The following is a 26,031-nucleotide window of genomic DNA, read 5'->3' as shown; positions in this document are numbered from 1 at the left end:
GAGGGTTGCACGGTCTCTCCGGCATTTTTTCCGGCCCCGGTTCCCTACGATGTCCTCCTGGGCAGGATGCGGTCGTCCGGTACGCGTTGGGGGCGTATGACGATGCTGGTGCAGGAGTTCCGGACCGGAGTGGTGCCGCCCGCCGAGCGGTGGGACCTGTGGCAGGACGTCGCCACGCGGACGCACGTGCCCAACCTGCTGCGCAGCGAGCGCAGCGACGACTTCGAGGCCACGATGCGGGTCCTGCCGCTGGGAGACCTGCAGATCGCCGAGCTGGACCTGCCGCACCTGGACACCATGCGCACACCGCGCACCATCCGGCGTTTCGACCCCGAGGTCCTCCAGATCAACTGCCATCTCTCCGGCGACGGCATGCTGGCGCAGGACGGCACCGAGGGGGTGTTCGGGGCGGGGCAGCTCATCGTGGCCGACACCAGCCTCCCGTACGACGTCCGCATCAACAGGACGTCGCAGCGGTCCACGACGGTGGTCGTCAGCCTGCCCCGGGCCCGGCTCCCGCTGCCGCCGCGCGCGGTGCGCCGCCTGCTGGCGGTGCCCATACCGGTGGACCGGGGCATGGGCGGCGCGCTGTACCGCTGGCTGGCCGATGTCGCCCGGCGGGCCGACGAGTTCACCGACGCGGACGTGCCGGCGCTGGCCTCGGTGACCACGGATCTGCTCGCCTCCGTGCTCGGCCGCTGCGCGGACTCCGAGGACGCGCTGCCGCCGGAGTCCCGCCGGCGTGCCCTGCGCACCCGGATCCGGGACTTCATCGACCGGAACCTGGGCGATCCGTCGCTGTCCCCGGCGACCGTCGCGGCGGCCCACGGCATCTCGGTACGGCATCTGCACCAGCTGTTCGCGGCGGAGGGCGAGGCCCCGGCGGCCTGGATCCGCCACCGCCGGCTGGAACGGTGCCGCCGTGACCTGGCCGATCCCCGGCTGCGGGGCCGCTCCGTCCACGCGATCGCCGCGCGGTGGGGCTTCACCGACGCGGCCACCTTCAGCCGCGTCTTCCGCCGCGCGTACGGCATGACGCCGACGGACCACCGCCATCACCACACGGGCCGCAACTGGTAAGGACGGCCCGGCGTGTCCTGCCGGAATCGACAAGATCCCTGCACGGACGGTCAAGGATTCAAACGTTCGGTGGACGCATGCTGGTGCTCGTGCGCAGTGGGGGCTGTGCACGCACGGGGGAACCGGGGGAAGCAGCGTGCGGTGCCGGCGAACGTCGGCGTCCGATCCGGCACCGCACGGCTTGCGCTCCGCCCGGGACGGGACGACAGGGCACGGGAAGACCTCTCCCCAGAGCTTCTCCCGTGCCCCGCGCCTCGACGCGGCGCCTAGCCCGCGTGCTCCACGAACCGTGCCGCCGTCTCGGCGAGGACCTCGCGGCCGTCGCGGGACCAGAGGGCTTCGTTGAAGAGTTCGACCTCGATGGGGCCGGTGTAGCCGGCCGCCTCCACGTAGCCCTTCCACTCCCGCATGTCGACCGCGCCGTCGCCGATCTGGCCGCGGCCGTTGAGGACGCCCTCGGGCAGCGGGGTGGTCCAGTCGGCGAGCTGGAAGGTGTGGATGCGGCCCTGGGCGCCCGCGCGGGCGATCTGCGCGGGCGCCCGGTCGTCCCACCAGATGTGGTACGTGTCGACCGTGACGCCGACCTGGTGGGCGGGGAAGCGTTCCGCGATGTCCAGGGCCTGGGCGAGCGTGGAGACCACGCACCGGTCGGAGGCGAACATGGGGTGCAGCGGCTCGATGGCCAGTCTCACCCCGTGCTCCTGGGCGTAGGGGCCGAGTTCAGCGAGGGCGTCCGCGATGCGCTCGCGGGCGCCGCGCAGGTCCTTGGAGCCGGCCGGCAGGCCGCCCGAGACCAGGACCAGGGTGTCGGTGCCGAGCGCGGCCGCCTCGTCGACGGCGCGGCGGTTGTCGGCCAGGGCGGCGGCCCGCTCGCCGGGGTCGGTCGCGGTGAGGAAGCCGCCCCGGCACAGGGTCGTCACCGCCAGGCCCGCGTCGCGGACCAGTTTCGCGGCCGCCTCGACGCCGTACGCCTGGACGGGCTCGCGCCACAGGCCGACGCCGGGGACGCCCAGGTCCCGGCAGGCGTCGACGAGGTCCGGCAGCGACAGCTGCCTGACCGTCATCTGGTTGATGCTGAAGCGGGTGAGGTCGGCGGTCACGGGGTCACTCCGTACAGGTTCAGCAGGGTCCTCATCCGTTCCTCGGCCAGCTTGGGGTCGGGGAACAGGCCGAGGCCGTCGGCGAGTTCGTAGGCGCGGGCGAAGTGCGGCAGGGAGCGCGCCGACTGCAGGCCGCCGACCATCGTGAAGTGGGACTGGTGGCCGGCCAGCCAGGCCAGGAACACCACGCCCGTCTTGTAGAAGCGGGTGGGGGCCTGGAAGAGGTGGCGGGAGAGTGCGACGGTCGGGTCGAGGAGGGCGCGGAAGCCCTCCGTGTTCCCCGTGTCGAGGACGCGGACCGCTTCCGCCGCGAGCGGGCCGAGCGGGTCGAAGATGCCGAGCAGGGCGTGGCTGAAGCCCTGTTCGTCGCCGGCGATCAGCTCGGGGTAGTGGAAGTCGTCGCCGGTGTAGCAGCGCACGCCCTGCGGGAGGCGGCGGCGCAGGTCGACCTCGCGCCGGGCGTCGAGGAGGGAGACCTTGATGCCGTCGACCTTGTCGGGGTGGGCGGCGATGACCTCCAGGAAGGTGCCGGTGGCCGCGTCGAGGTCGGAGGAGCCCCAGTAGCCCTCGAGGGCCGGGTCGAACATCGGGCCCAGCCAGTGCAGGATCACCGGCTCGGCGGCCTGGCGGAGCAGGTGGCCGTAGACCTCCAGGTAGTCGTCCGGGCCCTGCGCCGTCGCGGCGAGGGCACGGGACGCCATCAGGATGGCCTGCGCGCCGGACTCCTCGACGAGCGCGAGCTGTTCCTCGTAGGCCGCCCGGACCTCGGCGAGGGTGGCGGTGGCGGCGGTGAGCTGGTCCGTTCCCACGCCGCAGGCGATGCGGCCGCCGACGGCCTTCGCCTCGGCGGCGGAGCGGCGGATCAGCTCGGCCGCGCCCGCCCAGTTCAGGCCCATGCCGCGCTGCGCGGTGTCCATCGCCTCGGCGACGCCCAGGCCGTGCGACCACAGGTGGCGGCGGAAGGCGAGGGTGGCGTCCCAGTCGACGGCGGCCGGCGAGTCGGGTGACACGTCCGCGTACGGGTCGGCGACGACGTGCGCGGCCGAGAAGACCGTACGGGAGGTGAAAGCGCTTCCCGGAGTGACGGCGAGGGGTTCGGTGCGGGGCTCGTGGGCGCGCAGGGTGCCGTTCGCGTCGGGGAGGTGGAGGGTCACAGCGCGATCTCCGGGACGTCGAGGCGGCGGCCCTCGGCCGAGGACCTCAGGCCCAGTTCGGCGAGCTGGACGCCGCGGGCGCCGGCCAGCAGGTCCCAGTGGTAGGGGGCGTCGGCGTAGATGTGGCGCAGGAACAGCTCCCACTGGGCCTTGAAGCCGTTGTCGAACTCGCCGTTGTCCGGGACCTCCTGCCACTGGTCGCGGAAGACCTCGGTGGCGGGGACGTCCGGGTTCCAGACCGGCTTGGGGGTGGCGGAGCGGTGCTGGACGCGGCAGTCGCGCAGCCCGGCGACGGCGGAGCCCTCGGTGCCGTCGACCTGGAACTCGACGAGTTCGTCGCGGTTGACGCGGACCGCCCAGGAGGAGTTGATCTGGGCGATGACGCCGCCGTCCAGTTCGAAGACGCCGTAGGCGGCGTCGTCGGCGGTGGCGTCGTAGGGCTTGCCGTTCTCGTCCCAGCGCTGCGGGATGTGGGTGGCGGTGAGGGCCTGTACGGACGTCACGCGGCCGAACAGCTCGTGCAGCACGTACTCCCAGTGCGGGAACATGTCGACGACGATGCCGCCGCCGTCCTCGCTGCGGTAGTTCCAGGACGGGCGCTGGGCCTCCTGCCAGTCTCCCTCGAAGACCCAGTAGCCGAACTCGCCGCGCACGGACAGGATCCGGCCGAAGAAGCCGCCGTCGATGAGGCGCTTCAGCTTGAGCAGGCCGGGGAGGAACAGCTTGTCCTGGACGACGCCGTGCTTGACGCCGGCCACGTTCGCCAGGCGGGCGAGTTCCAGGGCGCCGTCGAGGCCGGTGGCGGTCGGCTTCTCGGTGTAGACGTGCTTGCCGGCGGCGACCGCCTTCCTGATCGCCTCCTCTCGGGCCGAGGTGACCTGGGCGTCGAAGTAGATGTCGACGCCGTCGTCGGCGAGGACCGCGTCCAGGTCCGTGGAGATGTGCTCGAGTCCGTGCCGTTCGGCCAGCGCCCTCAGCGCGTGCTCGCGGCGGCCGACCAGGACCGGCTCCGGCCACAGCACGGTGCCGTCTCCGAGGTCCAGCCCGCCCTGCTCGCGCAGGGCCAGGATCGAGCGGACGAGGTGCTGGCGGTAGCCCATGCGCCCGGTCACACCGTTCATGGCGATACGCACCGTCTTGCGTGTCACGTCATTCCCTTCGTACGCGGTTCGCGCGCCGCGTACGCCCCACTGGTGAGCGTGTCAGCAAGCGCTTTCTATGTAGAGAGAAGCTAGCCTCTGGACGGCGGTGCGGACAAGACCACGGCGTACCCGAGTTGTTCGAGGGGGCGAACAACCGCGCGGATGGCCGTAGGGTCTGCTCGGAACCACGGGTGTGGGCGTGGATGTGTACGACGGCGTACGGCGAACGCGCGAGGCGGAGGACGAGACATGACGGTGACCCTGGCGGACGTGGCGGCTCGCGCGCAGGTCTCCCCCGCGACGGTGTCGCGCGTGCTCAACGGGAACTATCCCGTGGCCGCTTCCACCCGTGAACGGGTGCTGAAGGCCGTGGACGAGCTGGACTACGTCCTCAACGGCCCCGCGAGCGCGCTCGCCGCCGCCACCTCCGACCTGGTGGGCATCCTGGTGAACGACATCGCCGACCCGTTCTTCGGGATCATGGCGAGCGCGATCCAGGCGGAGATCGGCGGGCCGGGCGGGCGGGCCGGCGGGGAGAGACTCGCGGTCGTGTGCAACACGGGCGGCTCGCCCGAGCGGGAACTGACGTATCTCACGCTGCTCCAGCGACAGCGGGCGGCGGCGGTGGTGCTGACCGGCGGCGCGATCGAGGACGCGCCGCACAAGGCGGCCATGGACGCGAAGCTGCGGAAGCTGGCGGACGCCGGGACCCGGGTGGTGCTGTGCGGCCGGCCGCCGGCGGCGGAGACCGGGGCGATCGCGCTGACCTTCGACAACCGGGGCGGCGGGCGGGAACTCACCGAGCACCTGATCGGGCTGGGGCACCGGCGGCTGGGGTACATCGCGGGGCCCGTGGAGCGGACCACGACGCGGCACCGGCTCGAGGGCCACCGGGACGCGCTGGCCGCGCACGGCATCGAGGAGGACCCGCGGTGGACCGTGCACGGCCGGTACGACCGGCGGTCGGGGTACGAGGCGACGCTCGAACTCCTGCGGCGTGATCCGTCGTTGACGGCCGTGGTCGCGGCGAACGACTCCGTCGCGCTGGGGGCGTGCGCGGCGCTGCGGGACTCGGGTCTGCGGATTCCGGACGACGTGTCGGTGGCCGGGTTCGACGATCTGCCGTTCAGCATCGACGCGGTGCCGGCGCTGACGACGGTGCGGTTGCCGTTGGCGGAGGCGGGGGCCCGGGCGGGGCGGATCGCCATGGGGCGGGAGGAGGCACCGCACGGGGGGATCGCGGCGGTGCGGGGGGAGTTGATGGTGCGGGGGTCCACGGCGCGGCCGCGGGCCTGATCGGACCTCGGTCCGGGGTCTTGCACCGCCGGTGCGGGTTCGTTGGGGTTTTGCGCAGTTCCCCGCGCCCCTGGAGGGGGTGTCGTCAGGTGTGGGTCCGTGGGGGATTCGCGCAGTTCCCCGCGCCCCTGGAGGGGGTGTCGTCAGGTGTGGGTCCGTGGGGGATTCGCGCAGTTCCCCGCGCCCCTGGAGAGGCGCGTTGTCAGGTGCGGGTCCGTGGGGGGACTCGTGCAGTTCCCCGCGCCCCTGGAGGGGGTGTCGTCGAGTGCGGGTCCGTGGGGGGACTCGCGCAGTTCCCCGCGCCCCTGGAGGGGTGCGTCGTCGAGTGCGGGTCGTGGGGGGACTCGCGCAGTTCCCCGCGCCCCTGGAAGGGTGCGTCGTCGAGTGCGGGTCGTGGGGGTCGTTCAACGGATCCTCTGCTGCTCCGGTGCGGAGACTCCCGGGGGCGCGGGGAACCGCGCGACGAGCCCCCACGGATTCGCGACGCCGACACCAGGGTGAGGAAGAGGAGTCGGTCCGGGCCGTCGCGGGTAGGGTCCGATTCCATGAAGCTGGCGTTCTCCACCCTCGGCGTCCCCGGGCTGCCCCTCACCGACGTGCTGGGCCTCGCGACCGCGCACGGCTACCACGGTGTCGAGCTGCGCGCCCACCCCGAGGAACCCGTCCATCCGGGGCTCGGCCCCGCCGAACGTACCGACGTGGCCGCCGAGTTCAAGGCGTCCGGCATCGAGATCCTGGGGCTCGCCGGGTACGCCCGGGTCGCCGCGCCCGGCGAGGACGAACCCGTCCTCGCCGAGATCCGCGCCCTCCTCGACCTCGCCCGGGACCTCGGCGCCCCCTTCGTCCGCGTCTTCCCCGGCGGCGGCAGCGAGCAGAGCCCCGAGGAGGCGGACGCGACGGCCGCCCGCCGGCTGGGCACAGCCGCCGAGTACGCCGCCGACCTGGGCGTACGGATCCTGCTGGAGACCCACGACTCGCACCGTACCGGCGCCGACGCGATCAGGGTCCTCGGCCTGGTCGGCCACCGTCAGGTGGGTGCGCTGTGGGACGTGATGCACACCTGGCTCGGCGGTGAACAGCCCGCCGAGAGCTACGCGGCCCTCTCCCCGCACCTCGGCTACGTCCAGGTCAAGGACATCGCCTCCGCCGACGACACGACCCCGCTCCCGCTCGGTGCCGGTGTCCTCCCGCTGACCGACTGCGTGGAGGTCCTCTCCCGGCACGACTGGGACGGCTGGCTCTGCTGGGAGTACGAGAAGCGCTGGTACGCCGACGCCGCCCCGCTGCCCGGCCTGCTCACCCCCGGCCGGGAGCACCTGGCCCGGCTGCTCGGCGAATCGGCCTGACCGGACGGGAAATCCACTGGCCGGGGCGGGCGGCGGCCGGATAGCGTCCCCGCCGTGCCTCAGCCCGTGCCCCGCCCCGCCGTCCTGCCCTCGTGAGCCTGTCCCGCACGCTGATCGACGTGCGTCCCCTGCGTACCTCACCGGTCTTCAGGCGCCTGCTGATCGGGCGGACGGTGTCCGCGCTCGGCGGCTTCATGACCATGGTCACCGTCATGTACCAGGTCTGGGAGATGACACACAGCGCGGCCTGGAGCGGCGCTGTGGGTCTCGCGCAGGCGCTGCCGCTGGTCTGCTTCGGACTGTTCGCCGGCGCCTGGGCCGACCGGGGCGACCGGCGCCGGATCTTCCTGGCCGCGACGGTCGGCCAGGCGGTCTGCTCGCTGCTGCTGGCGGTCCAGGGGTTCACCGGGAACGTGCCGGTGGGCGGTGTGCTCGCCCTGGTCGCCGCCCAGTCCGCCTGCGCGGCGGTCGGCGGTCCGGCGGCCGGCGTGTTCGTGCCCCGGCTGCTGCCCAAGGAGCAGGTGGCCTCCGGACTCGCGCTCTACCAGGTCACCGGCCAGGCGATGATGTTCGTCGGCCCCGCGCTCGGGGGCCTGCTGCTCGGCTGGTTCGGCATCGGCGTCTGCTATCTGCTCGACGCGCTGAGCTTCCTGCTGTCCTTCTACGGCGCGTTCGGTCTGCCCGCGCTGCCGCCCGAGGGCGAGCCGTCCCGTGCCGGGCTGCGCGGGGTGCTGGACGGGCTGCGCTTCCTGGCCGGCCACCGGGTGGTGCGCGGCGCGCTCGTCACCGACCTCGCCGCCACCGTCCTGTCGATGCCGGTCAGTCTGTTCCCGCTGATCAACGACGAGCGGTTCGGCGGTGATCCGCGCACGCTGGGTCTGTTCCTGTCGGCGGTCGCGATCGGTGGTGTGCTGGCGTCGGCGCTGTCCGGGGCGGTGACCCACCTGGCCCGTCCCGGCCTCGTGATGCTGTTCGGTGCCGGTGTGTGGGGTGCCGCGCTGGCCTCGTTCGGGGTCATGAGCAGCCCCTGGGTCGGTCTGGGGCTGCTGGTCGTGGCCGGTGGGGCCGACGCGCTGTCGGTGCTCTCCCGCACCACGATCGTGCAGACCCGGACGCCCGACGCCCTGCTGGGCCGGGTCACGGCCGCCGAGCAGATCGTCGGGCAGGCCGGCCCGCACCTCGGCAACATGCGCGCGGGGCTGGTGGCCGGTGCGACCTCCGGTGCGACGGCCCTGGTGACGGGCGGGCTGCTGTGCCTGGTCGCGGTGGTGTACGTCGGCGCGAGTACGCGGGAGCTGCGCGACGACCGGACCGTGCCGGAGGCGCCCTGACCGTCGCCCCGGCCGCGAGCACCCGGCACGGCCGGCGGCCCTCCGGGGATTCGCGCGGCCGGGGCGGGGGGCGGCCGGTGGCGTCGGGCCGGGCCGGAGGGTGGCACCTGACGGCGCCTTGCACCATCATTGGTATGCAGCTTCCTCACGGGAAGAAGGCGCATCGGAGTGCGTGAGGCACCCACCAGGCGAGAGGAGCCGCAGATGGCGACGACGGCGGCCCGGCAGAGGGCACGGGCCGAGGTGGAGTACAACGCCTTCGTGGCGGCCTGCCCCAGCCGCAAGCTGCTCGACCGGATCTCCAACAAATGGGTCACGCTGATCCTGGCCGCGCTCGGCAGCGACAGCGCGCACCGGCCGGGCGCCGAGTGCGCCGGCGAGCCCCGGGCGATGCGCTACTCGGAGCTGGCACGCCTGCTGGCCGGCGTCAGCCAGAAGATGCTCACCCAGACGCTGCGCTCCCTGGAGCGCGACGGCCTGGTGACCCGCACCGTGGTGCCGACCGTGCCCGTCACCGTCTCCTACGAGCTGACCGATCTCGGCCTGTCGCTGTACGAGATGATGCGTGGCGTCAAGGCCTGGGCCGAGGCGCACATGGACGAGGTGCTCGCCCACCGCGAGGGGTACGACACCCGTGCGACCTGAGAGGGCACCGCGTCACCCGGCGCCCTCTCACCGCCCTGACGGAGGACGCCGACCAGGTGGCTTCCGGCTCCGGCTCCCGAACGCCGCCGTCAGCGGCCGATCCTGTCCAGTTCGGTGAGGTCTTCACCGGAGAGCCGGAGTCCCGCGCCCGCGACGTTCTCGCGCAGGTGCGCCACCGACGAGGTGCCGGGGATCAGCAGGATGTTCGGTGACCGCCGCAGCAGCCAGGCCAGGGCGACCGACATCGGCGTCGCGTCCAGCCGCGAGGCCACGGCCGTGAGTGCCGAGGACTGCAGCGGGGTGAAGCCGCCGAGCGGGAAGAAGGGCACGTAGGCGATGCCCTGCTCGGCGAGCTCGTCGATCAGCTCGTCGTCCTGGCGGTGGGCGAGGTTGTACATGTTCTGCACGCACACGATCGGCGCGATCGAACGTGCCTCGGTGACCTGTTCCGCCGTCGCGTTGCTCACGCCGAGGTGCCGTATGAGGCCCTGCTGCTGGAGTTCGACGAGCGTCTCGAGCGCCTCGGCGAGCGAACCGGGCTGGGGGCCCTGGGCGTCGCCGAGCCGGAGGTTGACCAGGTCCAGCGTCTCGAGGCCGAGGTTCTCCAGGTTGTGGTCGACGGCCCTGCGCAGGTCGTCGGGCCTGCGGGCCGGGGGCCAGCCTCCCTGCTCGTCCCGGGTCGCGCCGACCTTGGTCACGAGGTGCAGCGAGGCGGGGTACGGGTGCAGCGCCTCGCGGATCAGCCGGTTGGTGATGTGCGGTCCGTAGGCGTCGGCGGTGTCGATGTGGGTGATGCCGAGGGCGACGGCCTCGCGCAGGACGGCGAGGGCGCCGTCGTGATCGGCGGGCGGACCCATGACCCAAGGGCCGGCGAGTTGCATGGCCCCGTAGCCGAACCGGGTGACGGTCAGATCGCCCAGGGTCCAGGTACCGCCGGGAAGCGGGGCGGGGGAGGCGGGAGACGTGTTCATGACTGTGCCTTTCGTGCCGGGTCAGGAGTGGTACCTGACAGTGCCTTGCACCATCATCAGGAGGTAACTCTCCGGCAGGAAGAGGGCACTTCGAAGTGCGTAGAGCACTCACGGGTGGGCGGGAGGGCGACAGTGACGGCGGCCCGGCAGCGGGCCGTGTCCTCGCCCCACGGCCGGCGGGCTCCTCGTCGCCGTCCCGCCGGCCGTCGTCCTGTGGCCGGGGCGGCCCGGTTCAGACGCCTCCCGGCGTCCGGGCCGCCACCCTCCGCTCCAGCCGGCGGCGGCACTCCGGCCACTCCTCGTCCGTGATCGAGTAGATCGCCGAGTCGCGCAGGCGGCCCTCCTCGCCCGGCGCCCAGGAGCGGGACCAGTTGCGCAGGACGCCCTCGAAGCGGGCGCCGGTGCGCTCGATCGCGGCGCGGGAACGGGTGTTGCGGGCGTCGGTCTTCAGGTCGACGCGGGACACGGCCCACTGCTCGAAGGCGTGCCCGAACAGCAGGAGTTTGGACTCGGCGTTGACGCCCGTGCCCTGGGCGGAACCGGCGAGCCACGTGAAGCCGACCTCGATCGCGTCGAGCCGGTCCCCGCTCAGCCAGGAGCGGGGATCCCAGTACGCCGTGGCGCCCACCGCGCGCCCCGTGGCGAGGGAGACCTGCGCGTAGGGGGCGAGCCGGCCGGTCGCCGCGCGGGCGAGCTGCGCGTCGACGTACGCGCCGGCCTCGTCGGCTCCAGGCACCCACGTGTACGCGTACGTGCCCCGGTCCTCCTCCGCCGCCCGGGCCAGCTCGGCGGCGTGCCGGTGTTCCAGCGGTTCCAGCCGCACCAGCACGCCCTCGAGAACCGGCCCTTCCAGAACGAAACCCATGCGTGCTCTCCCTCATCCGCGGACCGGGGAGTCTTCCGTACGCGCCTCCGCCCGTCGAACGGGTTTCACGGCCGGCACCGCCGCCGGCCGCCGCGGCGTCACCGAGGCCAGCGCCACCCCGCCCACCAGCAGCGCCGCCGCGCACCACCGCAGCGGGGTCACCGACTCGTCCAGGAACAGCGCGGCCGACGACATGCCGAAGACCGGGACCAGCAGGGAGAAGGGCGCGACCGTGGAGGCGGGGTGGCGGCGCAGCAGCCAGCCCCAGGCGCCGAAGCCGAACACCGTGGCGACCCAGGCGACGAAGAGCACCGTGCCCGCGCCCTGCCAGTCCAGGCCGCGCAGCGCGTCCAGGTCCCGCGACGGGCCCTCGAGGAGCAGGGAGAGGCCCAGCAGCGGCAGCACCGGCACGGTGCTCACCCAGATCATGAAGTTCAGGGCGTCCGGGGGTGCCGCCTTGCGGGTGAGGATGTTGGAGACGCCCCAGCAGGCCGCCGCCGCGACGACCAGGGCGAAGCCGAGCAGCGGCCCGGAGGTGCCCTCGTCGACCGCGGCCACGCCGATTCCGGCCAGCGCCACCGCCATGCCCACCAGCCGTACGCGCGAGGGGCGTTCGCCGAGGAGCGCGAAGGCGAACAGGGCGGTGAACACCGCCTGGATCTGGAGCACCAGCGAGGACAGCCCGCCCGGCATCCCCGCGTCCATGCCGACGAACAGCAGCCCGAACTTGGCCACCCCCAGCGCCAGCCCCACCCCCACGATCCACTTCCACGCCACCTTGGGCCGCCCCACGAGGAACACCGCGGGCAGCGCCGCCACCAGGAAGCGCAGGGCGGAGAAGAGCAGCGGCGGGAAGTGGTCGAGCCCGACCTCGATGACGGTGAAGTTCACTCCCCACACGGCGGTGACGAGGACGGCGAGGAACAGGTGGGAAGGTCGCATACGTCGAGGATCACCGCCCACCACACTTCAGCACCAGCGATGATTCCTGCATGGTTGGATGAAGCATCACTAACCGATCGGGGAACCGTCATGCTCGACCTCCAGCGGCTGCGCGCCCTGCACGCCGTCTCCGTCCACGGCACCGTCGGTGCCGCCGCCGTGGCGCTCGGCTACACCTCGTCCGCCGTCTCCCAGCAGATCGCCAAGCTGGAGCGGGAGACGCGGACGGTGCTGCTGGAGCGGGAGGGCCGGGGCGTGCGGCTGACCGACGAGGCGCATCAGCTCGTGCGTACCGCGCGGGAGCTGCTCGCCATCGTGGAGCGGGCGGAGACCGAGCTGGAGGAGCGGCGCGGGGTGCCGGCCGGGCGGCTGACCGTCGCCGCGTTCGCGTCGGCGGCCCGCGGGCTGATGCCGCCCGTCCTGGCCGACCTGGCCCGCCGCCATCCCGCGCTCGACACGCGGCTCACCGAGATCGACCCCCATCTCTCCGTGGACCTGGTCGCCAAGGGCGCGGTCGACCTCGTCGTCGCGCACGACTGGGACATCGCGCCGCTGCCCGCCCCGGCCGGCGTGGAGCAGGCGGTCATCGGGGACGACCTGTGCGATCTGCTGGTGCCCGAGGACCATCCCCTCGCGGGGCGTACGGCGGTACGGCGGGAGGAGCTGGGCGGTGAGCGGTGGATCTGCCAGCCGCCGGGGCGGGTCTGTCACGAGTGGCTGGTGCGCACCCTGCGCACGGCCGGGCACGAGCCGGAGATCGTCCACCAGGCCGACGAGAACCCGACCCTGGTCGCCCTGGTCGCGGCCGGGCTCGGTATCGCGCTGATCCCCCGGCTGGGTCGCGGCCCGCTGCCCGCCGGGGTGGTGGAGGTGCCGCTGGACCCGATGCCCGTACGACGGCTGTACGCGCTGTGGCGCACCGGGGCGGCCCGCCGCCCGGCGATCGCGGAGACCGTCCGCACGCTGTGCGGGCACTGGCCCGAGGTGTCGGCGCACTCGCCCCGCTGACCCCGTCCGAACCCCCGGTCCCGATTTCGGGAAATCCGGTCCCGCCGGGGAACCCGTCCCCGCCTCCGTCCGTCCCATGGGCAGGCTGCCGGACGAGTTTCCGTGGTGCGGTGTCGGCCCTCGCTGCTGGCTGCGATCGCTGACCAACCCTCTCCGCCGTGCCGCGGCCGGCAGCACGCCGTCATCGGCGCGCCCCCCTCCCGTCGCGCCGATGACGGCCCCCAGGCCCTCAGCCCCCCCAGGCCTTCAGCCCTCCGCCCCCGCCCCTGAGCCCCGAGCCCCGAGCCCCGAGCCCCGAGCCCCGAGCCCCCGGAGTATGCGGATCCCACCCGGTCGCTGCGCATTCCCTTGACTGGCAGAAACTTCCCGGATATTGGTGACCTCCCGGCAGTTTCCTTCAAGGATGTCCTTCAGTGGATCCCCGGTCCCCGCGGATCACCTTCCAAAGGAGCGCACGTGCCCGACAGCAGCACCGGAAGCACGGGAAGCACCGCACGTCCGTCCAGACGTACCGTCCTCGCCGCGACGGCGGGCGTCACCACCGCCCTCACGGCCGGCGGCACCGTCCACGCGGCCGGCGGCCGGTCCGCGCACGACGACAGAAGGCTGCGCGCCGTCGTCTCCCGTATGACGCTGGAGGAGAAGGTCGGCCAGCTCTTCGTGATGCGGGTCTACGGCCACTCCGCCACCGACCCGGACCAGGCCGACGTCGACGCCAACCTGGAGGAGATCGGCGTCCGCACGGCCGCCGAACTGCTCGCCAAGTACCGGGTCGGCGGCATCATCTACTTCGCCTGGGCGCACAACACCCGCGACCCGCACCAGATCGCGGACCTGTCCAACGGCATCCAGAAGGCGTCCCTCGGTCTGGAGCGCGGGCTGCCCGTGCTGATCTCCACCGACCAGGAGCACGGCATCGTGGCCCGCGTGGGCGAGCCCGCCACCCTCTTCCCCGGCGCGATGGCCGTCGGCGCGGGCGGCTCCCGCTCCGACGCCCGCGCCCTCGGCCGGATCGCGGGCCGCGAACTGCGCGCCCTGGGCATCCGCCAGAACTACTCCCCGGTGGCCGACGTCAACGTCGATCCGGCCAACCCCGTCATCGGCGTCCGTTCCTTCGGCTCCGACCCGGAGGCGGTCGCGGGCCTCGTCGCGGCGGAGGTCGAGGGCTACGAGTCGTCCCGTGTCGCCTCGACGGCCAAGCACTTCCCCGGACACGGCGACACGGTCACCGACAGCCACGCCGAGCTGCCGTACATCCACCACACCCGCGAGCAGTGGGAGGAGCTGGACGCGCCACCGTTCCGGGCCGCCGTCGCCGCGGGCATCGACTCCATCATGACCGCGCACATCGTCGTCCCGGCCCTCGACGCCTCCGAGGACCCGGCCACGCTCTCCCGCCCCATCCTCACCGGCATCCTGCGCGAGGAACTGGGCTACGACGGGGTCGTGGTCACCGACTCCCTCGGCATGGAGGGCGTCCGCACGAAGTACGGCGACGACCGGGTACCGGTGCTGGCGCTGAAGGCGGGCGTGGACCAGTTGCTCAACCCGCCTTCCCTGGACATCGCCTGGAACGCGGTGCTGAACGCCGTACGCGACGGTGAGCTGACCGAGGACCGGCTCGACGAGTCGGTCCTGCGGGTGCTGCGGCTGAAGGCGGGACTGGGCCTGTTCGAGGATCCGTACGTCTCGCACGCCGGAGTCGACCGCACCGTCGGCACCCGTGCGCACCTGGCCGCCGCCGACCGGATCGCCGAGCGCACCACCACCCTGCTGGTCAACGAGGGCGGCCTGCTGCCGCTGTCCCGGCGCAGGCAGCGGAAGCTGCTGGTGGTCGGCGCCGACCCCGCCTCCCCGTCCGGTACGACGGGACCGCCGACCGGGGTCCTCGCGGACGCCCTGACCGGGCTGGGCTTCACCGTCACCGCCCTGTCCACCGGCACCGCACCGTCCGCCGCCACCATCGCCAAGGCGGTGACGGCGGCCCGGGACGCGGACGCGGTCGTCGTGGGGACGTACAACGTCACGGCGGCCGGCAGCCAGAAGACGCTGGTCGAGCGGCTGCTGGCGACCGGGAGGCCGGTGGTCGCGGTCACGGTCCGCAACCCCTACGACGTGGCCCACCTGCCCGGCGTGGCGGCGTGTCTGGCGACGTACTCCTGGACCGACGTCGAACTGCGGGCGGCGGCACGGGTGATCGCGGGCAAGGTGAACCCGCGCGGCACGCTGCCGGTGCCGGTGCAGCGGGCGGACGACCCGGCGACGGTGCTGTACCCGGTCGGGCACGGGCTGAGGTACTAGGCGCACACGGCGCCCCCTGCCGGACGTAGCACGCGTACGTCACACATCCGACGCGCCTTCCCCGATGTGGTGAAAGCTCACCACATGTCTGGCGTGCCCCGGCGGACCGGGTCACGCTGGGCGGGGGTGTCCGGGGGATGACGATGCACGTGCGAAGTGGGTGGGGGACGCGCGCCGCGTTCGCGGCGGCGGTCGCGGTGCTGCTCACCGGCTGTCAGGGCGCGCCGGGCGGCGCGGAGAAGGAGGGCGGGCCGGGCGGGCGGCGTACGGCGTCGCCGGCACCGGCCAGGCAGTCCGGGTACGGGGCGGTGTTCCTCGCGATCGACGAGTGCAGTTCCTTCGGCCGGACCAGTTTCACCGAGGTGTCCTGCACGAGCGAACGGGCGGCGGCCCGGGTCGTCGCCCGCCACGACGGGACCGTGCGCGACGGGCCGCGCTGCCCGGCCACCACCGACTTCGTGCTGCACATCAGCGAGCGGCGCCCCTCCTTCGACGAGGATGGCGACGGCGCGGTGCCGCGCGGCTACGCCTGCATGCGCCATCTCCAGCCGCCGCACCCCGGCGATCCGGGCGGCGGGGGCGGGCCGCGCACCATCGTCGGCGACTGCGTCTACGACCTGGGCGACGGCAAGGTCCGCGAGACCGCGTGCGACGGCAGCGAGCAGCGGGAACCGGAGTTCAAGGTGGTGAGGGCCGTGGACGACCGGTCCGAGTGCCCGGCGTCCACGGCCCTCTACGTGCGGCTCGGCGGCACGTCACCGGTGGGCTGCGCCCGCCCGGTGTAGTTCCGCCCCGCCCCCGTTACGGGCGCAGCGTCCGCTCCTGCTCGACGTCCCGCTTGTCCAGCCTGGCGTCGAACTTCGCCAGCGGCTTCGCCGCCGCCGGGTTCTCCCGCACCGTGCTCGGGGCGACGTCCGCCCAGTCCAGGATGCGGGCCGTGGCCAGCGCCTTCTCCTCGGCGACCAGACCGGCCACGTTCGCACCGTGGTTCATGCCGGGCGCGGTGAGGACGTACGCGTCACGCGCGCCGTGCCCGAGACGGAACCGCTCGGCGCCCCACGGGTCGTTCTCGCCGTACACGAACAGCATGTGCTCGGCGTTGTGGCGGACCCAGGAGTCGACGTCCCGCATCGCCCACGGCTCGAACTCCATGTCGATCGAGCGGGGCACGAAGTTGCGCGGCGGCTGGTAGCCGTAGCGGACGTACTTCCTCTCGATGTGCGGGAAGTGGATGGTCGGCGCGCCGAGCTGCGTACCGGCCTGGTAGTAGTACGGCGTGTACGGGCTCAGGCCCTGGTCCGTGTAGAACGAGAACCCGGAGATCGTGTCGATCGAGGTCCAGATCTCGTCGTCGGTGGCGTTCTCGGCGTCCGCCGGGATCTGCTCGCAGTCGGCGAGGGTGCTGTACTGCCAGAAGCCCCACACGTAGTCCAGGACCACGGCCTCGTAGGCGCGGTCCAGGCTGCCGATGGTGTCGAAGGTGTAGCCGTTCTCGGCGGCGTACGCCTCGTACTTCTTCTCCAGTGGCGCCCGGCGCACCAGCGCCTCGCGCTGTACGGCGTTCAGCCGGTCGCGGCACTCCTTGGTGCCGACGGTGCGGAAGAAGCGGTCGTAGGCCGAGTCCTCCTTGTTCACCACGTCGTTGGGGGCGACGTAGGCGACCACGCCGTCCATGTCGCGCGGGTAGAAGCGCTCGTAGTAGGTGGCGGTCATGCCGCCCTTGGAGCCGCCGGTGGAGATCCAGTTCTCGGAGTAGATCTCCTTCAGCGCCTTGAAGATGCGGTGCTGGTCACTGGCGGCCTGCCAGATGTCCAGCTTCGACCAGTCGGCCGGCTCGGGCCGGGACGGGGTGAAGAAGCGGTACTCCATGGAGACCTGGTTGCCGTCCACGATCTGGGTCGGCTCGGCGCGCCGCGGCGTCGTGGAGACGCTGTAGCCGCCGGTGTAGAAGACGGTGGGCCGCGCGGTGTCCTTGTGCAGCACGGTGATCCGCTGCTGGAACGTGCCCTTGGAGGGCCTGCGGTGGTCGACCGGCTGGGTGTAGTTGAGGACGAAGAAGCGGTACCCGGTGTACGGCTTCTCCTCGACCAGGCTCATGCCCGGTACGGAGAGCAGTCTCTCCTTGATGTCAGTGGTGCCGGTGGCCTCCGGCTCGGCGGCGGTGGCCGCCCCGGCCGTACTCAGTGTGCCTATGAGCACCGTGAGCGCCAGCAGCCATCTGAGCGCCTTGCGCATGCGCACTCCCCTGTGAGACAGATGTGCGCCGGAAGCTACTGGACCAACTCCCCGCAGCACCAGGGGACATAGGGTTAACCCTCGGCCGGCGAGGGGTCAGCAGAGGATCCAGCCGGAGCTGACGGACCCCGAGCCGACTCTTCCCTTCACCCATACGCAGCGGCGGCCGGCGTGCACGGTCACCGGTCCGGCGTGGTGCTTGTAGGTGCCCTCGTCGACGACCGGGCGGCCGCCGCGCGCCCGTACGCTCACCGACATCTTCCGTTTGGTGCCGGGCTTCTTGGCGAGGGTGACGGCGCAGACGTAACCGCCCCGCTTGTAGACGACGACCGAGCCGGTGGAGAACGGCAGTGTGCGCACCTTGCGCCCGGCGCAGTACGTGGCGGCGTGCGCGTCCTTCGGCGCGGCGACGGCGAGCAGTCCCGAGGTGGTCAGCACCGCCAGGCCGAGCGCGAGTCGCCGGCGTATCGCTCCACTGCCCACAGTCGTCCTCCCGTACCGCGGCTGCCGCGCCAGGCGGCGTACGCGTGTACGGACGCATGACGTAGGTCGGATGGTTGCGCGCGCCCGCCCCATGGGGGCGGGGCCGCTCCTCATGCCGGCGCCGGCACGTCCTCCCCGACGAACGTCCGCCACAGCGTGGCGTACATGCCGCCACGCCGCAGCAGTTCGTCGTGCGTGCCGTCCTCCGCGACCCGGCCGTGGTCCATCACGATCACCCGGTCGGCGCGGGCGGCGGTGGTCAGGCGGTGGGCGACGACCAGTGTCGTACGACGTCCTGCCAGGCGGTCGGTCGCCTGGTTGACCTGCGCCTCGGTGGCCAGGTCGAGCGCGGCCGTCGCCTCGTCGAGCAGCAGCACGTCCGGATCGACGAGTTCGGCGCGGGCGAGCGCGATGAGCTGGCGCTGCCCGGCGGACAGGTTGCGGCCGCGTTCGGCGACCTCGTGGAGGTAGCCGCCGTCCAGGGTGGCGATCATCTCGTGCGCGCCGACCGCGCGGGCCGCCGCCTCCACCTCGGCGTCGGTGGCGTCCGGGCGGCCGTAGGCGATGGCGTCGCGGACGGTGCCGGGGAAGAGGTACGCCTCCTGCGGTACGACGCCGAGCCGGTGCCGGTAGGCGGTGATGTCCAGGTCCCTCAGGTCGGTGCCGTCGACGGTGACCCGCCCGCCGGTCGGGTCGTAGAACCGGGCGACCAGTTTGACCAGGGTGGACTTCCCTGCGCCGGTCTCGCCGACGAAGGCGACGGTCTGCCCGGCCGGGATGGTGAGGTCGATGCCGTCGAGGGCCTCCTCGTCGTCGCCGTAGGCGAAGCGCACGTCCTCGAAGGCGATCTCGCCGCGCAGGGACGGTACGTCGAGCGGTTTCACGGCGGTCCCCGTGGAGGCCGGCTCCCGCAGCAGTTCCTGGATGCGGCCCAGTGAGACGGACGCCTGCTGGTAGCCGTCGAAGACCTGGGAGAGCTGCTGCACCGGCGCGAAGAAGAGGTCGATGTAGAGCAGGTAGGCGACCAGCGAGCCGATCGCCAGCGTCCCGTCGTCGACCCGGCCCCCGCCCACGACCAGTACGGCCGCGGCCGCGGCCGAGGACAGGAACTGCACGAACGGGAAGTACACCGAGATCAGCCACTGGCCCCGTATCCGCGCCTCGCGGTAGTCGGCACTGCGCTCGGCGAACCGGCGTCCACCGTCCCGCTCGCGGCGGAACGCCTGCACGATCCGCAGCCCCGCCACCGACTCCTGCAGGTCGGCGTTGACCGCCGACACCCGTTCCCGCGCCAGCTCGTACGCCTTCACGCTGGCCCGGCGGAAGAAGTACGTGCCGACGATCAGCGGGGGCAGGGTGGCGAAGACGACGAGGGCGAGCCCGACGTCGAGGACCAGCAGGGCGGCCATGATGCCGAAGAAGGTGACCACCGAGACGAACGCGGTGACGAGGCCCGTCTGCAGGAACGTCGACAGCGCGTCGACGTCCGTCGTCATCCGGGTCATGATCCGGCCGGTCAGCTCGCGCTCGTAGTAGTCGAGGCCGAGCCGCTGGAGCTGGGCGAAGATCTTCAGCCGCAGCGCGTAGAGGACGCGTTCGCCGGTGCGTCCCGTCATCCGGGTCTCGCCGATCTGCGCCGCCCACTGGACGGCCACGGTGAGCAGGGCCAGCAGGGAGGCCGCCCAGACCGCGCCGAGTGCGGCCTGCGTGACGCCCTGGTCGATGCCGTGCCGGATCAGCACCGGCAGCAGCAGGCCCATCCCGGCGTCCACGGCGACCAGGCCGAGGCTGATGAGGAGAGGGGTGCGGAAGCCGCGCAGGAGGCGGCGCAGACCGTAGGAGTCCTCGGGCCGGACGGCCTGTTCCTCGTCGACGTCGGGGACGTCGTCCGCCGGGGGCAGCGCCTCGACCTGGGCGAGGAGTTCCGGGGTGGCCGGGGTGCCGGCCAGCGCGGTGTCCTTGGGTTCGCGGTCGCCGGTCCACAGCCGGGGGGTGACCCCGCGTTCGGCGTCGAACTCGGCGTCCAGCTCGGCGCGGACCGAGGTGTCCTCCTCCCGCGGTCCGGCGGGCGGGGTGTGGCCCGGGGAGACGGCGCCCAGCTCGTCGGGGTCGGTGAGCAGCCTGCGGTAGAGGGCGGAGCGCCGCTGGAGCTCGTCGTGGGTGCCGATGTCGGCGAGCCGGCCGCCGTCGAGGACGGCGATGCGGTCGGCGAGGTTGAGGGTGGAGCGGCGGTGGGCGATCAGCAGTGTCGTACGGCCCCGCATGACGCCCTTGAGCGCCTCGTGGATCTCGTGTTCGACGCGGGCGTCCACGGCGGAGGTGGCGTCGTCCAGGACCAGCAGGCGCGGGTCGGTGAGGATGGCGCGGGCGAGGGCGACGCGCTGGCGCTGGCCGCCGGAGAGGGTCAGGCCGTGCTCGCCGACGGTGGTGTCGTAGCCGTCGGGCAGCTCGTCGATGAACCGGTCGGCCTGGGCGGCGCGGGCGGCGGCGGTGATCTGCTCGTCGGTGGCGTCCGGGCGGCCGTACGCGATGTTGTTGCGCACGGTGTCGGAGAAGAGGAAGGAGTCCTCGGGGACCAGTCCGATCGCGGCCCGCAGGGACTCGGTGGTCAGCTCGCGCACGTCGTGGCCGCCGACGAGTACGGCGCCGTGGGTGACGTCGTAGAAGCGCGGCAGGAGCAGGGAGACGGTGGACTTGCCGGAGCCGGAGGCGCCGACGACGGCGAGGGTCTCCCCGGGGCGGATCTCGAAGGAGAGGCCGTCCAGGACCGGCCGGTCGGGGTCGTAGCCGAAGGAGACGCCGTCGAACTCGACGGTCGCCGGGGCGTCGGCGGGCAGTTCCCTGGTGCCGTCGGTCAGGGACGGCTCGGTGTCGATCAGCTCCAGGACGCGTTCGGTGCCGGCGCGGGCCTGCTGGCCGACGGTGAGGACCATGGCGAGCATCCGGACCGGACCGACGAGCTGGGCCAGGTAGGTGGAGAAGGCGACGAACGTGCCGAGCGTGATGTGCCCGCGTACGGCGAGCCAGCCGCCGAGGGCCAGCATCGCCACCTGGCCGAGGGCGGGTACGGCCTGGAGGGCCGGGGTGTACCGGGAGTTCAGCCGGATGGTGCGCAGCCGCCCGGCGTACAGCCGCCGTCCGACCTCGCGCAGCTTGCCGGTCTCCTGCTCCTCCTGTCCGAAGCCCTTCACCACGCGTACGCCGCTGACCGCGCCGTCGACCACCCCGGCCACGGCTCCCGCCTGTGCCTGGGCGTACCAGGTGGAGGGGTGCAGCCGGGTGCGGCTGCGTTTGGCGATCCACCACAGGGCGGGGGCGACGGCGAGGGCGACGGCGGTGAGCGGCAGCGACAGCCACGCCATGATCACCAGGGAGATCAGGAACAGCAGGAGGTTGCCGATGGTCATCGGCAGCATGAAGAGCAGGCTCTGGATGAGCTGGAGGTCGCTGGTGGCGCGTCCGACGACCTGCCCGGTGGACAGCTCGTCCTGGCGTCTGCCGTCGAGCCGGGTGATCGTCCCGTACATCTCGGTGCGCAGGTCGTGCTGGACGTCGAGGGCGAGCCGGCCGCCGTAGTAGCGGCGGATGTAGGTGAGGACGTAGACGGCGAGCGCGGCCCCGACGAGCAGTCCGGCCCAGGTCGCCATGGACCTGGTCTTCTCGCCGATGACGTCGTCGATGATCACCTTGGTGATCAGTGGGACCAGCGCCATGACGGCCATGCCGCCGAGGGAGGAGCCCAGCGCGAGGACGACGTCCTTGGGATGCCGCCACGCGTATGCGGCCAGTCGCCGTGCCCATCCCCGTTGCGGTGTCACGCGGGTGCCCTCCGATCGTCCTGATCTACCGGAAGGCACCAACGCGGTCAGCAGCGGATTTCATCCCTCCGCAACATTCAGAGGCGTACGCGGAGAGCGTAGAGGCGGGTGATCTGGTTCTCGTTCTGGTTGTCGTCGCTGACCAGGAGCACCTTCAGCCGGCCGTGGTCGCGGCCCGTGACCACCATGCCCTCGATGTTGTCGAGGAGCGGGTTGGGCTGGGGCTGTTTGGCGGTGGCGCCGAGGGTGGGGCAGTCGGCGAGGTCGGCGAGCAGGGTCTTGTCGTACGCGGTGCCGTGCCGGTCGGCCAGGTAGAGGCGGACGGTGTTGCCGACGCCGGAGGTGAAGCCGCGTTCCAGGACGAGCAGCCGTCCGTCGGGGGTGGCGGTGATCTCGGTGACCCCGAGCCCCCGGTCGGTCGTGTACGTGTACTGGGCACCGGGCCGGAAGTCACCGTGGGCCGTGCGCCGCCAGGTCTGGAGACGGACCTGGTCGGCGGGGTCGCCGGTGAGGGCGTACTCCATCGACGCGACCAGCGTGCGGCCGCCGGGGAGGAGGGTCAGGCCCTCGAAGCTGCCGTTGGCGCGGGCGCGGGTGCTGAGCTCCTCGGGTACGGAGAGCCGGTCGAGGATCTTCCCGTCACGGGAGTAGCGGCGCACGGTGGGCTCGGTCTCGGAGGAGACGAGATACGTGCCGTCCCGGTCGACGACCAGTCCCTCGGAGTCGAGCGCGGCCCCGCTCTCGTCGGCGAGCGGGATCACGCCCTCGGGCCGCAGGGTGCGGGCGTCCAGCCGGAACAGGGCGGACCGGTCGGAGAGGGCGGCGACCGTGCGGTGCCGGTCCGGGGCGAGGGCGGAGAGGTTGCCGACGTAGGTGCCGTCGTACGTCGTCTTGTCGAGCGCGTCGGAGAAGCGGTCGACGGAGACGGACGTGGAGCAGGCGTGGCGCGTCCCGTGCTGCTGGGCGCCGGCGGGTCCGGCGGCGGTCAGGCAGGTCGCGGCGGCGAGAGCGGCGGTGGTGGTGGCGAGGAGGGTTCTCAGGCGCATGCCGCCACCGTAGGACGGCCGGGTGACGGCCGGTCACCGCCTACCGACACACGACCGACACCTCTTCTTCACCCCCACGCATACATGTCCATGTCACTCTTCCGTTCGGCCGCTCAATCAACTCGCGTAGATCGGACGCCCCCATGCCCGTGACACCCATACGCCGCCGCTGGAAGAGCCTCGCCCTGGCCACCTCGGCCGTCCTGGTCGGGCTCAGCGCCCCCGCCCTCACCGCGACCCCCGCCGCGGCCACGACGACCGCTTACGACAGCACGTACTACAAGAACGCCGTCGGCAAGACCGGTACGAACCTCAAGAGCGCGCTGCACACCATCATCAGCCCCCAGACGAAGCTGTCGTACTCCGCCGTCTGGGAGGCGCTGAAGGTCACCGACCAGGATCCGGGCAACAGCAACAACGTGAAGCTGCTGTACTCGGGCATCTCCCGCAGCAAGTCGCTCAACGGCGGCAGCACCGGCAACTGGAACCGCGAGCACGTGTGGGCGCAGTCCCACGGCGACTTCGGCACCTCCGCCGGCCCCGGCACCGACCTGCACCATCTGCGCCCCGAGGACGTGCAGGTGAACAGCATCCGCGGCAACAAGGACTTCGACAACGGCGGCAGCGGCTTCACCAACTCCGGCGGCAGCCTGACCGACTCCAACTCCTTCGAGCCCCGCGACGCCGTCAAGGGCGACGTGGCCCGCATGATCCTCTACATGGCCGTCCGTTACGAGGGCACCGACGGCTGGCCCGACCTGGAGCCCAACGACACCGTCACCAACGGCAGCGTGCCGTACCACGGCCGGCTCTCGGTCCTGAAAGCCTGGAACGACGAGGACCCGCCGGACGCCTTCGAGGAGCGCCGCAACCAGCTCATCTACACGAACTACCAGGGCAACCGGAACCCGTTCATCGACCACCCGGAGTGGGTCGAGGCGATCTGGTAGGCCTCACCGCGGCCGGACTCCCTTTCTGGAAAAGGGAGTCCGGCCCGGCTCACCGGACATCACCCATCCAGAGCCGCCGCCCCAGCTCGTCGAGGTCCGCGCGCCGCCCCTCGTACTCGGGCAGCGCGGTCCGCAGCAGCCGCCAGAAGTCCTCCCGGTGCCCGGACACCTTCACGTGGGCCAGTTCATGGGCGATGACGTAGTCGATCAGATGCATGGGCAGCTGGAAGAGCGGCCACCCGAGACTCATCAGACCCTTGGCATCCGCTCCGGCCTGCGGCGGCCGGTACGAACCCCATCGGTCTCCCAGGTCCCGCACGTCGAGATCCGGCTCGGTCACCCCCATGCGGGCCGCCCAGGGCTGAAGCCGCTGTCCCGTCCAGTTCCGGCCGGCCCGGCAGTACCAGTCGACCAGCGCCGCCCGGCCCCCCTGCGGCCCAGGACCTGGTGCGGCAGGACGATCTTGGGGGTCTTGGCGTCCTGGGAGCCCCGCTGGAACGGGAGCCGCCCGGCCGCCCCGTCGCACACCCCGGCGAACGAGCCGCTGACCGGCTTGTAGTGGGCGAGGCGCCACACCTCGAAGCACGGATGCGAGAAGGCGACCCCGATGCCCGCCGCGTCCGCCTGGTCCAGTGCGTCGCGGACGTACGTGTAGTTGTCGTGGTCGAAGAGGCACCAGACCTGAGGCAGGTACTTCTCCTCCAGCTTCGCCCGCTTCGCCTTGCGGTCCTCTTCGCGCTTCAGCCTGATCGCCTGCTCGACGAGGTCGAGCGGCTTGCGCCCGCTGTCCGCCTTGCGGTTGGCGATGTGCATCTCCACCGGGACCTCGTCGGCGAGCGGGACGTCCTGGTCCTTGAGGATGTCGAGATACGAGGGCTCGGTCACCTTGTCCTCGGTGAAGATGAAGACCTGGCGCTTGCGCTGTCCGCCCCGCCGGGCCGGACGCTCCCACGAGTCCCTGCCCTTCTGCGCCCGCCCCATCAGTCGCGCCCCGTCCCGTCCGCTCGTTCGCCCGTCCCGTCGTACGTGCCGGCCTCGCGCGCCACCAGCAGCCGTCGCGCGATCTGTCCTTCCAGGAGAGCCGGAACCCCGCCGAAGGTCCCCGCGAGATAGGACTGCGTGAGGTCCTCGTCCTCGCCCGGCTCCGCATCGGTGAGCGGGTACAGCTCGGTCGCCCCGTCCTTGTCCTTCTCCGTCAGCCACACCTGCGCCGGGTCGAGGAGCCGCTCACCGCTCGGAGTGGTGAGCACGGTCGCGTCGTGCGACGTGAAGACCAGCTGGGCGCCCTTGGGGTTCGCGTACGGGTCGTGGAAGAGCCGGACGACCTCGGCCGCGAAACGGGAGTGCAGGCTGGCGTCGAGTTCGTCGACGAGGAGGACCGCGCCCTCGTCGAGGGCGAGGAGCAGGGGGCCCAGGAGGGCGAACCAGGACCGGGTGCCGTAGGACTCCTCCTGCCAGTCGAAGGACACGTCCCCGGCGGCCGAGTGGTGCGTCAGCTTCACCGTGTCCCGGCCCGGACCGTCCCGGACGACCGTCGCTCCGGTGATGCCGAGGTCGGCGACCCTCAGCAGCTCCTGGATCCTGGTGGCCCTCGGACCGGACAGTTCCTTCGTGGTGTACCGCGCGCGCTCGTCCCGCTCGACCTCCGGGCTGATCATCCAGAAGTTGCGGCGGAACCAGTGGAACAGCGGGGAGAGCTGCGGGTGGTTGTCCGTGCCGGCCGTGGAGAGCAGCAGGGCGTTCGGCCGGGTGCGGCGTACGAGCTGGGCCCGGTCCTTGACACGTCCACCGGGCCACTTGAAGACATCCGTCCGGGAGGCATCGCGGTCGAGCCATTCCTGACGGCGACCGCGCGGGTAGCTGTGCAGCCATTCGGACTCGACACGGGTGGCTCCGAGCTCGAAGCCGTACGTCCAGCGGACCCCGTCGATGACGACGTCGACCTCGAAGAAGGAGGGTTCGCTCCCGCTCTTGGGGTCCAGGGAGAAGACCTGGCGCGGGATGCCGTCGTAAGAGGCCCAGTGCGCGTAGGAGTCGAGGACCGCGTTGCGCATGTCGGTCATCGCGGTCAGCACGTTGGACTTGCCGGAGGCGTTGGCCCCGAAAACGCCGATCAGCGGGAGCACGGAAAGGGATCCGCCGCCCACGAGATCCACCGGGTTCGCCGATGCGTCCTGTCCGTCGCCGGGCGCGACGAAGGACAGCTCCTGTTCGTCTCGCAGGGACCGCACGTTCGCGACGCGGAATCTCAGTAGCAAGCTGCCCTCCTCTCCGTGCTCAGGGTAGTCGCCGCGTACGACAGCGACCTGGCCGGGAAG

General features: G+C 72.3%; 22 protein-coding genes. 9 read left to right on the top strand and 13 right to left on the bottom strand.

Translation table 11 applies throughout. The features are described from left to right. The first annotated feature begins 96 nt into the window (after positions 1-96). The gene (locus tag ACF1DX_RS01350; RefSeq protein ID WP_391789201.1) at positions 97-1,080 is read left to right on the top strand and encodes a helix-turn-helix domain-containing protein; all 984 of its coding nucleotides are present in this window, start codon (positions 97-99) and stop codon (positions 1,078-1,080) included. Positions 1,081-1,346: 266 nt separating this feature from the next. Here ACF1DX_RS01350 and ACF1DX_RS01345 read toward each other — a convergent pair whose 3' ends face one another. The 3 genes from ACF1DX_RS01345 to ACF1DX_RS01335 are packed head-to-tail and all read right to left on the bottom strand — an operon-like array spanning position 1,347 to position 4,482. Beyond that, positions 1,347-2,144, bottom strand: a complete 798-nt coding sequence (locus ACF1DX_RS01345) for a sugar phosphate isomerase/epimerase family protein (RefSeq protein WP_391789715.1) — start codon at positions 2,142-2,144, stop codon at positions 1,347-1,349. A 32-nt stretch (positions 2,145-2,176) separates the two neighbouring features. Beyond that, positions 2,177-3,334: a dihydrodipicolinate synthase family protein gene (locus tag ACF1DX_RS01340; protein WP_391789200.1), complete on the bottom strand. Its 1,158-nt coding sequence runs from the start codon at positions 3,332-3,334 to the stop codon at positions 2,177-2,179. Continuing rightward, positions 3,331-4,482, bottom strand: a complete 1,152-nt coding sequence (locus tag ACF1DX_RS01335) for a Gfo/Idh/MocA family protein (protein ID WP_391789199.1) — start codon at positions 4,480-4,482, stop codon at positions 3,331-3,333. Before ACF1DX_RS01335 ends, ACF1DX_RS01340 begins: the two co-directional genes overlap by 4 nt. A 243-nt stretch (positions 4,483-4,725) precedes the next feature. On the opposite strand from ACF1DX_RS01335, the gene ACF1DX_RS01330 reads away from it, so the two are divergent. The 4 genes from ACF1DX_RS01330 (at position 4,726) to ACF1DX_RS01315 (ending at position 9,094) form a co-directional block, all read left to right on the top strand. After that, positions 4,726-5,772, top strand: coding sequence for a LacI family DNA-binding transcriptional regulator (locus ACF1DX_RS01330; protein ID WP_391789198.1), 1,047 nt, complete (start codon positions 4,726-4,728; stop codon positions 5,770-5,772). Between the two features lie 545 nt (positions 5,773-6,317). After that, positions 6,318-7,118: a sugar phosphate isomerase/epimerase family protein gene (locus tag ACF1DX_RS01325; RefSeq protein WP_391789197.1), complete on the top strand. Its 801-nt coding sequence runs from the start codon at positions 6,318-6,320 to the stop codon at positions 7,116-7,118. 92 nt (positions 7,119-7,210) lie between these two features. Next, positions 7,211-8,449 (top strand): MFS transporter, encoded by a 1,239-nt coding sequence (locus ACF1DX_RS01320; protein ID WP_391789196.1) that lies wholly within the window; start codon positions 7,211-7,213, stop codon positions 8,447-8,449. Between the two features lie 204 nt (positions 8,450-8,653). Further along, positions 8,654-9,094, top strand: coding sequence for a winged helix-turn-helix transcriptional regulator (locus ACF1DX_RS01315; RefSeq protein ID WP_391789195.1), 441 nt, complete (start codon positions 8,654-8,656; stop codon positions 9,092-9,094). Positions 9,095-9,183: 89 nt separating this feature from the next. Here the strand turns inward: ACF1DX_RS01315 and ACF1DX_RS01310 are convergent, their stop codons facing one another. From ACF1DX_RS01310 to ACF1DX_RS01300, 3 genes are all read right to left on the bottom strand, one after another. Continuing rightward, on the bottom strand, positions 9,184-10,065 hold the full coding sequence (locus ACF1DX_RS01310) for an aldo/keto reductase family oxidoreductase (protein ID WP_391789194.1): 882 nt from the start codon (positions 10,063-10,065) through the stop codon (positions 9,184-9,186). Positions 10,066-10,297: 232 nt separating this feature from the next. Beyond that, on the bottom strand, positions 10,298-10,930 hold the full coding sequence (locus ACF1DX_RS01305; protein ID WP_391789193.1) for a GNAT family N-acetyltransferase: 633 nt from the start codon (positions 10,928-10,930) through the stop codon (positions 10,298-10,300). A gap of 12 nt (positions 10,931-10,942) precedes the next feature. Then, on the bottom strand, positions 10,943-11,872 hold the full coding sequence (locus tag ACF1DX_RS01300; RefSeq protein ID WP_391789192.1) for an EamA family transporter: 930 nt from the start codon (positions 11,870-11,872) through the stop codon (positions 10,943-10,945). 90 nt (positions 11,873-11,962) lie between these two features. On the opposite strand from ACF1DX_RS01300, the gene ACF1DX_RS01295 reads away from it, so the two are divergent. From ACF1DX_RS01295 to ACF1DX_RS01285, 3 genes are all read left to right on the top strand, one after another. Then, on the top strand, positions 11,963-12,880 hold the full coding sequence (locus tag ACF1DX_RS01295; protein WP_391789191.1) for a LysR family transcriptional regulator: 918 nt from the start codon (positions 11,963-11,965) through the stop codon (positions 12,878-12,880). A 456-nt stretch (positions 12,881-13,336) separates the two neighbouring features. Continuing rightward, positions 13,337-15,181 (top strand): glycoside hydrolase family 3 protein, encoded by a 1,845-nt coding sequence (locus ACF1DX_RS01290; RefSeq protein ID WP_391789190.1) that lies wholly within the window; start codon positions 13,337-13,339, stop codon positions 15,179-15,181. Positions 15,182-15,324: 143 nt separating this feature from the next. After that, positions 15,325-15,966: a hypothetical protein gene (locus tag ACF1DX_RS01285; RefSeq protein ID WP_391789714.1), complete on the top strand. Its 642-nt coding sequence runs from the start codon at positions 15,325-15,327 to the stop codon at positions 15,964-15,966. Between the two features lie 16 nt (positions 15,967-15,982). On the opposite strand, the gene ACF1DX_RS01280 is transcribed toward ACF1DX_RS01285, so the two are convergent. The 4 genes from ACF1DX_RS01280 to ACF1DX_RS01265 form a co-directional block, all read right to left on the bottom strand. After that, positions 15,983-17,416, bottom strand: a complete 1,434-nt coding sequence (locus tag ACF1DX_RS01280) for a S28 family serine protease (protein WP_391789189.1) — start codon at positions 17,414-17,416, stop codon at positions 15,983-15,985. A gap of 96 nt (positions 17,417-17,512) precedes the next feature. Then, positions 17,513-17,899, bottom strand: a complete 387-nt coding sequence (locus ACF1DX_RS01275) for a hypothetical protein (protein WP_391789188.1) — start codon at positions 17,897-17,899, stop codon at positions 17,513-17,515. A gap of 110 nt (positions 17,900-18,009) precedes the next feature. Continuing rightward, entirely contained in the window at positions 18,010-21,717 is a 3,708-nt protein-coding gene (locus ACF1DX_RS01270; RefSeq protein ID WP_391789187.1) for an ABC transporter ATP-binding protein, read from the bottom strand. Positions 21,718-21,794: 77 nt separating this feature from the next. Beyond that, on the bottom strand, positions 21,795-22,763 hold the full coding sequence (locus ACF1DX_RS01265) for an esterase-like activity of phytase family protein (protein ID WP_391789186.1): 969 nt from the start codon (positions 22,761-22,763) through the stop codon (positions 21,795-21,797). Positions 22,764-22,906: 143 nt separating this feature from the next. Between ACF1DX_RS01265 and ACF1DX_RS01260 the strand changes: the two genes are divergently transcribed. Beyond that, entirely contained in the window at positions 22,907-23,713 is an 807-nt protein-coding gene (locus ACF1DX_RS01260; protein WP_391789185.1) for an endonuclease I family protein, read from the top strand. Between the two features lie 49 nt (positions 23,714-23,762). On the opposite strand, the gene ACF1DX_RS01255 is transcribed toward ACF1DX_RS01260, so the two are convergent. The 3 genes from ACF1DX_RS01255 to ACF1DX_RS01245 are packed head-to-tail and all read right to left on the bottom strand — an operon-like array spanning position 23,763 to position 25,971. Continuing rightward, positions 23,763-24,128: a YgjP-like metallopeptidase domain-containing protein gene (locus tag ACF1DX_RS01255; protein WP_391789713.1), complete on the bottom strand. Its 366-nt coding sequence runs from the start codon at positions 24,126-24,128 to the stop codon at positions 23,763-23,765. Then, positions 24,050-24,694 (bottom strand): RloB family protein, encoded by a 645-nt coding sequence (locus ACF1DX_RS01250; protein WP_391789184.1) that lies wholly within the window; start codon positions 24,692-24,694, stop codon positions 24,050-24,052. Before ACF1DX_RS01250 ends, ACF1DX_RS01255 begins: the two co-directional genes overlap by 79 nt. Next, on the bottom strand, positions 24,694-25,971 hold the full coding sequence (locus tag ACF1DX_RS01245; protein ID WP_391789183.1) for an ATP/GTP-binding protein: 1,278 nt from the start codon (positions 25,969-25,971) through the stop codon (positions 24,694-24,696). Before ACF1DX_RS01245 ends, ACF1DX_RS01250 begins: the two co-directional genes overlap by 1 nt. Between the last annotated feature and the right edge of the window lie 60 nt (positions 25,972-26,031).

The organism is Streptomyces sp. NPDC014676 (genome assembly GCF_043084105.1).
GTDB lineage: Bacteria > Actinomycetota > Actinomycetes > Streptomycetales > Streptomycetaceae > Streptomyces.
This window is presented reverse-complemented; position numbering and strand designations above follow the sequence as displayed.